10 protein-coding genes and 1 pseudogene are annotated in these 7,136 nt (G+C 68.4%); 4 read left to right on the top strand and 7 right to left on the bottom strand.

The genetic code is table 11. The annotated features are described in order from the left end of the window. Positions 1-112 precede the first annotated feature (112 nt). Both QK444_RS29220 and QK444_RS29225 read left to right on the top strand, forming a co-directional pair. Positions 113-304 (top strand): hypothetical protein, encoded by a 192-nt coding sequence (locus QK444_RS29220; protein ID WP_029932329.1) that lies wholly within the window; start codon positions 113-115, stop codon positions 302-304. Further along, on the top strand, positions 301-630 hold the full coding sequence (locus tag QK444_RS29225) for a hypothetical protein (RefSeq protein WP_282785349.1): 330 nt from the start codon (positions 301-303) through the stop codon (positions 628-630). Before QK444_RS29220 ends, QK444_RS29225 begins: the two co-directional genes overlap by 4 nt. A gap of 119 nt (positions 631-749) precedes the next feature. Here QK444_RS29225 and QK444_RS29230 read toward each other — a convergent pair whose 3' ends face one another. From QK444_RS29230 to QK444_RS29260, 7 genes are all read right to left on the bottom strand, one after another. Next, on the bottom strand, positions 750-1,562 hold the full coding sequence (locus tag QK444_RS29230; RefSeq protein ID WP_195145578.1) for an RNA polymerase sigma factor SigF: 813 nt from the start codon (positions 1,560-1,562) through the stop codon (positions 750-752). Continuing rightward, positions 1,552-1,983 (bottom strand): ATP-binding protein, encoded by a 432-nt coding sequence (locus QK444_RS29235; protein ID WP_282785350.1) that lies wholly within the window; start codon positions 1,981-1,983, stop codon positions 1,552-1,554. The genes QK444_RS29230 and QK444_RS29235 overlap by 11 nt, the downstream gene beginning before the upstream one ends. 264 nt (positions 1,984-2,247) lie before the next feature. Further along, positions 2,248-2,928: a PAS and ANTAR domain-containing protein gene (locus tag QK444_RS29240; protein WP_282785351.1), complete on the bottom strand. Its 681-nt coding sequence runs from the start codon at positions 2,926-2,928 to the stop codon at positions 2,248-2,250. 87 nt (positions 2,929-3,015) lie between these two features. Continuing rightward, complete coding sequence (locus QK444_RS29245) at positions 3,016-3,336, bottom strand: STAS domain-containing protein (RefSeq protein ID WP_282785352.1); 321 nt, start codon at positions 3,334-3,336, stop codon at positions 3,016-3,018. Between the two features lie 641 nt (positions 3,337-3,977). Further along, on the bottom strand, positions 3,978-4,235 hold the full coding sequence (locus tag QK444_RS29250; protein WP_282785353.1) for a CsbD family protein: 258 nt from the start codon (positions 4,233-4,235) through the stop codon (positions 3,978-3,980). Between the two features lie 87 nt (positions 4,236-4,322). Further along, on the bottom strand, positions 4,323-4,826 hold the full coding sequence (locus QK444_RS29255; protein WP_282785354.1) for a DUF6328 family protein: 504 nt from the start codon (positions 4,824-4,826) through the stop codon (positions 4,323-4,325). A gap of 11 nt (positions 4,827-4,837) precedes the next feature. Further along, positions 4,838-5,293, bottom strand: coding sequence for a ChaB family protein (locus QK444_RS29260; RefSeq protein ID WP_195145575.1), 456 nt, complete (start codon positions 5,291-5,293; stop codon positions 4,838-4,840). Between QK444_RS29260 and QK444_RS29265 the strand changes: the two genes are divergently transcribed. After that, complete coding sequence (locus QK444_RS29265; protein ID WP_282785355.1) at positions 5,292-6,905, top strand: FAD-dependent oxidoreductase; 1,614 nt, start codon at positions 5,292-5,294, stop codon at positions 6,903-6,905. The two genes, QK444_RS29260 and QK444_RS29265, sit on opposite strands and share 2 nt — an antisense overlap. Before the next feature lie 28 nt (positions 6,906-6,933). Next, positions 6,934-7,136: pseudogene (locus tag QK444_RS29270) on the top strand (hypothetical protein); the annotation flags it as partial.

Consider the following 7,136-nt stretch of genomic DNA (forward strand, 5'->3'; position numbering starts at 1 on the left):
TCGCGGGCGACAGCGACATCGTGCCGGTGTCCGGAGAGCTGTCGCTCCCGGACGGCGTCGGCGCACTCCTGCGACAGCGATAGCACGACACTCGACACCCGAGGAGGTTCGGATGCAGAGAGGCAACACCAAGCACGGGGCCGCTCGCGACGACCAGCTCGCCCACGAGCTGGAGGACACGCTGCGCGGCAACCGTGCCGAGGACACCCGCGATCCGGAACTGCCCGCCGAGGACGATCCACGGCTGCGCGGCCGCCCGGAACGCGGCGAGCAGCAAGGCGAGCAGAGGGAGACGCCGTCATGACCGAACCGATTCCCCCGCGGCCGGAACCCGTTCCGCCCCAACCGACTCCGGACCCGGTACCGCCGACGCCCGAACCCCGGCCGTTGCCCGAACCGGAACCGCTGCCCTACCCCCCGCGACCGGAGCCGACACCCCCGCTGCCGGAGCCCGAGCCGCCCACACCGCCGTATCCGGGCAAACCGGAGCCCAAGCCGCCCTATCCGGGCAAACCGGAGCCGAAACCGCCGTATCCCGGGAAACCGGAGCCGAAACCGCCCTATCCGGGGACGCCCGATCCGAACCCTTCGGATCCCACCCGGCCGGTGGGGCCACCCGACCTCGGCTGACACCACGGCATCGGCTGACATCGCGAAATCGGCTGACATCGTGCGAGGTCGGTCGCGTACGTCCGGGCGCGGCCGACCTCGGTCCCGCGAGGCGGTGGCCCGTGATCTCGTGGCCCGTGTCAGTCCCGCAACGCCTGCTCGCGCAGCCAGGTCAGCGTCTTGGCGAGTATGCGCGAGACGTGCATCTGGGAGATGCCCAGCCGTTCGGCGATCTGGGCCTGCGTCTTGGCCTCGAAGAAGCGCATGATGAGCACGCGTTGTTCGCGATCGGGCAGTTCGGCGATGAGCGGCCGCACCGCCAGGTACTCGTCCACTCGGTCGTAGCGCGGTTCCACATCGCCGAGCACCTCCATGAGCGACAGCGGCGTGTTCTCGCTGTCGTCCCCGGTGACGGCGTCCAGAGAGGAGAGCTGGTACGCGTTGCCCGCGATGAGGGCCTGGGTGACCTCCACCAGATCGACACCGAGCTTGTCGGCGATCTCGCGGGCCTTGGGCATCCGCCCCAGCCGCTGTGCGAGTTCGTCGATGGTGCCGCCGATGCTCAGCTGAATCTCCTTGGTGCGCCGCGGCACCCGCACCGCCCAGGTGTTGTCGCGGAAGTGGCGGCGCACCTCACCCATGATGGTCGGCACCGCGAAGGACAGGAACGAGGAACCGCGCGTCACATCGAAGCGGTCCACCGCCTGCACCAGCCCCACCCGTGCGACCTGCAGCAGATCGTCGAAACTCTCACCGCGTCCGGAGAATCTGCGCGCGATATGGTCGGCCAGCGGCATGCATCGACCGATCAGCTTCTCGCGCACCACTTCTCGCTGCGGGTCGGCCGGATCGACGGCGGCCAACTCCTTGAACATCGGCTCGATATTGTCGTAGCTGTCGCCGCGGCTGCGCGATCTCGCGCCCGGCCGACGGCGTCGAACCTCACCCGACATCCGCTTCCCCCCGCAGTCGGCTGAACTCCACGGTGGTCGGATAGCCACCCGTCTTGTCGTCGAACGTGCCGCGGTGTGCCTCAATGGTTTCGGTGAGGGTCTCCAGTACGTGCCAGCCGAATCCGCCCTCGTCGAAGGTGTCGGCGTCGACGGTGACGGCACGCACCCGCACCCGCATGCGCTCCCGGTCGTAGTCGAAGTCACAGTCGATCGCGCTGCCCGGCACCGCCGCGATGATCAGCGAGGTCGCCACCTCGTCCAGGGCCACCCGGATATCGGTCACCTCGTCGAGCGCGAAATCCGCGATGAGGGCGACGGTCTCCGCCAGCGCCCGCAGCATGGTGAGCTGTCCGAGATCCGCCGGTACCCGGATGCCGATCGCCGTGGTGTCCGTCGCCGCCCGAGAAATCCATTCAGTCATGCGCCTCTCCGCCTGTCCGTCGCCGAGCCATCCCGCGGCAACCCGCTGCGCCCGGCCGTTACCCCATCCGTTCCGATCCATCATCGCCGAACACTCGCCGATTCGGCGGACGGCGATCGGCGTGCGACAGTCGCGAAGAGGCACCAGGGAGATGCGCGGCATATCGGGGCCGTCGACGTTGTCACGGGTCGGCCTTCCTTCCGAGGACGTGTCCGCTACAGCACGTACCCGGTCCGCATCGCCCGAAACCCGGGGATTCTCGAACTAGCCTTCCTCGACCCGCTCGTGCGCGGTCAGCAGCAGATGGTCGAAGCCGGTACGCAATTCGACCGCCGCGCCGCCCATCTCGGTGACATCCGCGACGAGGCGCTGGGCCAGGGTCCGGAGTTTGGTGTTGGTCTCCTGTGAACGCCAGGTGAGCACCCGGAACGCCTGGTCGGCATTGATGCCGTAGACCAGCATGAGCGCCCCCTTGGCCTGCTCGATGACCGCGCGGGCCCGGTACAGTTCGGGCAGCGTGTCGTCGAGGGCCTCGCGCCGGTGTTCGGCGAGGGTGTCGGTCACATCGACGTAGTAACCGGACGAGCCGACGACCGTGCCCTCGTCATCGACCATATGATCACCCACCACGATCACGTGGCGTACGGTGCCGTCCACGGCCACGACACGGTGGCGGCTGCAGAACGGTTCGCGGTTCTCGACGGCCCGGGCGATGGCGCTGGCGACCTGCGCTCGATCCTCCGGATGCTTGTGTCGTAGCAAGAGATCGGTGGTCGGCACCACGGTGTCGGGCGCGTAGCCGTACATGGCGGCCACCTCGTCCGACCACTCCCAACGCTGATCGGAGTACCAGAACCGGAACGACCCGACGCTCTGGGCCCGGCCGCTGCCCACGACCTGCTCCAGTGTCTGTTCGTCCTCGGACACCTCGCCACTGCGCGTCACTCCACGAGTATCCGTCGCAAGGATGTGAAACGCGAGCGGATCGGTGGGACCGAGCGCGTGTCGGTCCCACCCGGATCCACTGGGCGATCATGCCTCCAGCGCGGCCTGAACCGATGGGTAGAAATGGAACAGCGGCCGCACGCCGGTCACGTCGAGCACCCGCTCGACCTCCCGCCGCGCGGCCACCACGCGGAGATCGACGCCGCCGGCGACGGCGGCCTCCTTGGCCCCGGCCAGCTTCAGGGCACTGCCGATGCTCAGGAAGCGGGTCTGCCGGAAATCGACGATCACCGCCCGGGAACTGGATGTCACCGCCCGTTCCAGCGCTTCGGAGAATTCGGGGAAGATGGCGGCATCCAATTCACCTTCTACCCGCACGATCGTGCACGTGCGCTGATGACTGTCCATCGAGGGCGACAGGTGGTCGGAACGGTCGCCGCGCGACCCGTTCGTCGCGGTGTCGGCATCGACACCGCGCTGGTGTACTGCTGTGGCAGACATGTGACTAGACCTCCCATGTCAGGGGGATATTCCAGTTCTGTGCGGAGGCCCCTCGGCAATGAGGCCGGATGACATGCGAGGTAGGGCGTTACTACGCGCCCGACACTCGGTCCTCCGCGAACGGTCCCGTACACGAACCGGGTCGGCTGTAGTCTCAACCTGGAACCAGTCTTTCACGCGACATGGAATATGTCACTGCCCAGCGGCGATCGGCACGACGGCGCACCGTTTGCTCGCGACGCCCCGCTACCGCAGGTGATTTCGTTCGCGCAGGCCAGCCGCCCGCCACGGAAAGTTGCCGCGCACGACGAATGGTCGCCCGAATTCCGGGTATCGACGCGGTATGGAACTACTCGTGATCATCGGACTGGCGGTGCTGGTGGGCGTGGTGCTGCTGCGCCGCAAACTCACCGGGCAGCCTCCTTCCGATCCGGAAGTGCCCGGCAACGACGGTCGGTGACGGGACCGGCCCACCGACGAAACGAAACGCCCGGCGAAATCTCGCCGGGCGAATCGTCGTCTTTCGTCAGTGTGAACTGCTACGGCAGTCAGCGGTCGTCTTGTCCCTGCTGATATGCCTGCTGACGCTTTTCTTCCATTGCGGCCTTGCCGCGTTCCTTCTCGGCTTCCGCTTCCTTGCGGGCCGCGTCACGCTGCGATTCGGCACGGTCCTGCTGTGCCCGGCCCTCGTCGCGCAGGTCCTCATTGCCGAAGACCGTACCCGCGGCTTCCTTGGCCTTGCCTTTGACATCTTCGACGGTGCCTTCGACACCTTCGCGGAATCCGCCCTTATCGTGCTCGGACAAGACATTCACCTCCAGAATGTCGGTATCAATCACTGACAGTCCGGCGGTACCCGGTACCACCGGTTCGAAACACCAACACGTCGAAAGTTATTGCTGCTCAGGATATTCGGCGTGATCCCCGTCATCGCGGGCATCATCGCGCCGAATCCACGGGTAGACGCCCCAGACCAGCGCGAACAGCGCGCCCGCAGCACATCCCGCGATCACTCCGGCCAGCGTGCCGACAGCCACATCGAAGATCAGCACCGCGACGCCGGTCAGCGCCACCCCCAGCAGCGCCACACCGATCAGGTCGAAGATGTGCGCTGCGCGGACCACCTCGTCGAGCCGGTGGCGGCGGAACAGCAGGCGATGCGTGGACACCGGCGCCACCAGGAAAACGGTGGCGGTGATGGATGCCGAAACCGTCACCAGATACACGATCCGCATCGGGTCGGACAATTCGAACCGCGACTGGAAGGGCAGTATCAACAGAAAGCCGGTGAGCAATTGCACACCGGTCTGGACGATTCGCGCCTCCTGCACCAGGCTGTTCCAATTCCGGTCCAACCGTTGGGCTTCGGTTTCCCCCCGTGCTTCCCAATTCCACATCTGCTCGCCGTTCACCGCTGACTACCGGACGCCTCCGGTGTTTTTCGGCCACCCGCCCGGCGACGCGCCCGCTCGTTGTATTTGCGAATGGCGTCCACGAGTTGATCCTTGGTCATCTTCGAGCGGCCGGAGATCTCCAGACGCGTGGCGATCTCCCGCAGATGCTGTTTGGACGCATTGGCGTCCACTCCCTCGGCGGTCTCCCCGCGCGGATTCGGCCCACCGTGTTCGGCCCGCTCATCCGACGGCCCCCGGTGCTGTTTGGCCTCCCAGTGATCGCCGACCTTCTCGTAGGAGTGCTTCAGCGCGGCATAGGCGACGCGGTGCGCGCGCTGCTCGCTGCCGTACTGCTCCAACGCCGAATCGTGCGCCTCGGCGAAGATCTCCTGGGCATGCTTGTCGGAGCGACGCAGCGTACCGGGCAGCTCCGAACTCTTGGGTTCCCCACGCTTATCGGTCTTGGGCATGGTCGCGGCCTCCTTTCGTACCGTCGCCATACCCCACGCCATCGCGGCCAATCACGCGCTCACGCCGTTTGACGAGGTGGGTCACGGCAATCCGGACCGTATGACGTCGATTTGGTTGCACGATGCCCGGCCGCCGACCTTCCCACCGCTCGATCCCGGCCGCCGGATCGACACCGCGGTGGTCGGCGGCGGCATCACCGGGCTGGTGACGGCGCTGCTGCTGGCCGAGGAGGGGGTCGAGGTGGCGGTCCTCGAGGCCGACCGGCTCGGTGGCGTGACCACCGGCCACACCACCGGGAAGATCAGCCTGCTGCAGGCCACCCGGGCCAGTCGCATTCGCACCGTCCACGACGATCGCGTGCTGCGCGCCTACCTGGACGCCAATCGCGAGGCCAAACAGTGGTTGCTGCGCTACTGCGCCGATCACGACATCCCGGTGCAGACCGCCCCGGCCTACACCTACGCCCAGACCGAGCGGGCGGTGCCGATCCTGCGCGCGGAACTGGAGGCCACCCGCACGGCGGGCCTGCCCACGGAATTCGTCACCGACCTGGACGTCCCGTTCCCGCACTGCGGCGCGGTACGGCTGGACGGGCAGGCGCAGTTCGACGCGATGGACGCCATCGCCGCGCTCGCCCGCGATCTCGCGGCCCGGGGCGTGCCCGTCTTCGAGCACACCCGGGTGCGCGGGCTGCGCCGCGAGGGCGACCGCCAGATTCTGGACACCGAGCACGGCGACCTCAGCGCGCACACCGTCGTACTGGCCACCGGCACGCCGATTCTGGACCGCGGCGGCTTCTTCGCCCGGCTCGAGCCGCAGCGCTCCTACGCCGCCGCCTTCACCGTGCCGGGCGACTTCCCGACCGGCATGTACATCAGCGCGGACGCCCCCGTGCGCACCCTGCGCCCCATCGCCACCGATCGCGGCGACCTGCTGCTCGTCGGCGGCACCGGGCACGGGGTGGGCCGCACCGAGCGGGCGCGCGCCCACGCCGACGACGTGGTGCGCTGGACCCAGCGCCATTTCCCCGGGGCCGAGCCGGTCTTCCGATGGTCGGCCCAGGACTACCATCCGATCGCCGAACTGCCCTATGTCGGACCGCTGCTGCCCTGGAACGACCGGGTGCTGGTGGCCACCGGATTCGCCAAGTGGGGCCTGACCAACGGCGTCGCGGCCGCCCGCGCGCTGGTGGGCCGCCTGACCGGCAAGCCGCCGCACTGGGCGGACACCTTCGCCAGTTGGCAGCCGCGCGAGCTCGCGGGCGCGCTGACCGCTATGAAGGCCAATGGCGCTGTCGCACTCCAGCTTTCCTTCGGCTGGCTGGGTTTCGGCATCCGCGACGCGCTGCGCCGCGACGGGCCGCCCGCCGACGGCGAGGGCCGGGTGGAGCGCAGCGGGCTCGCGCCCGTCGGGGTGTGCACCGCCTTCGGCGCCACCCACCGGGTGTCCGCGGTGTGCCCGCATCTGGGCGGCATTCTCACCTGGAACGATGCCGAGATGTCGTGGGACTGCCCGCTGCACGGGTCGCGATTCCGGCACGACGGCGCGCTGCTGGAGGGTCCCGCCACCCGCTCGCTGCGCGCCGCCGACGAGCCCCGCGACCATGATTGACCGCGCGCCCGCCGGGTAGGTCCCGAATATGGTCGTCGCCCTGCACCGCCTGCTCGACACGCTCACGCGTGTGGTGAACACCCTGTTGGAGGACGGGGTGCCGTTCGCCGTCGCGGGCGGCTGCGCGGTGTACGCGCGCGGCGGACCGGCCACCGACCACGATGTCGACATCTTCGTCAAGCCCGCCGATGCCGAACGCGCCCGAACCACCCTCACCAACGCCGGGCTGCG

This window comes from Nocardia sp. CC201C, assembly GCF_030010695.1.
In the GTDB taxonomy this organism is placed as follows: Bacteria; Actinomycetota; Actinomycetes; order Mycobacteriales; family Mycobacteriaceae; genus Nocardia; species Nocardia otitidiscaviarum.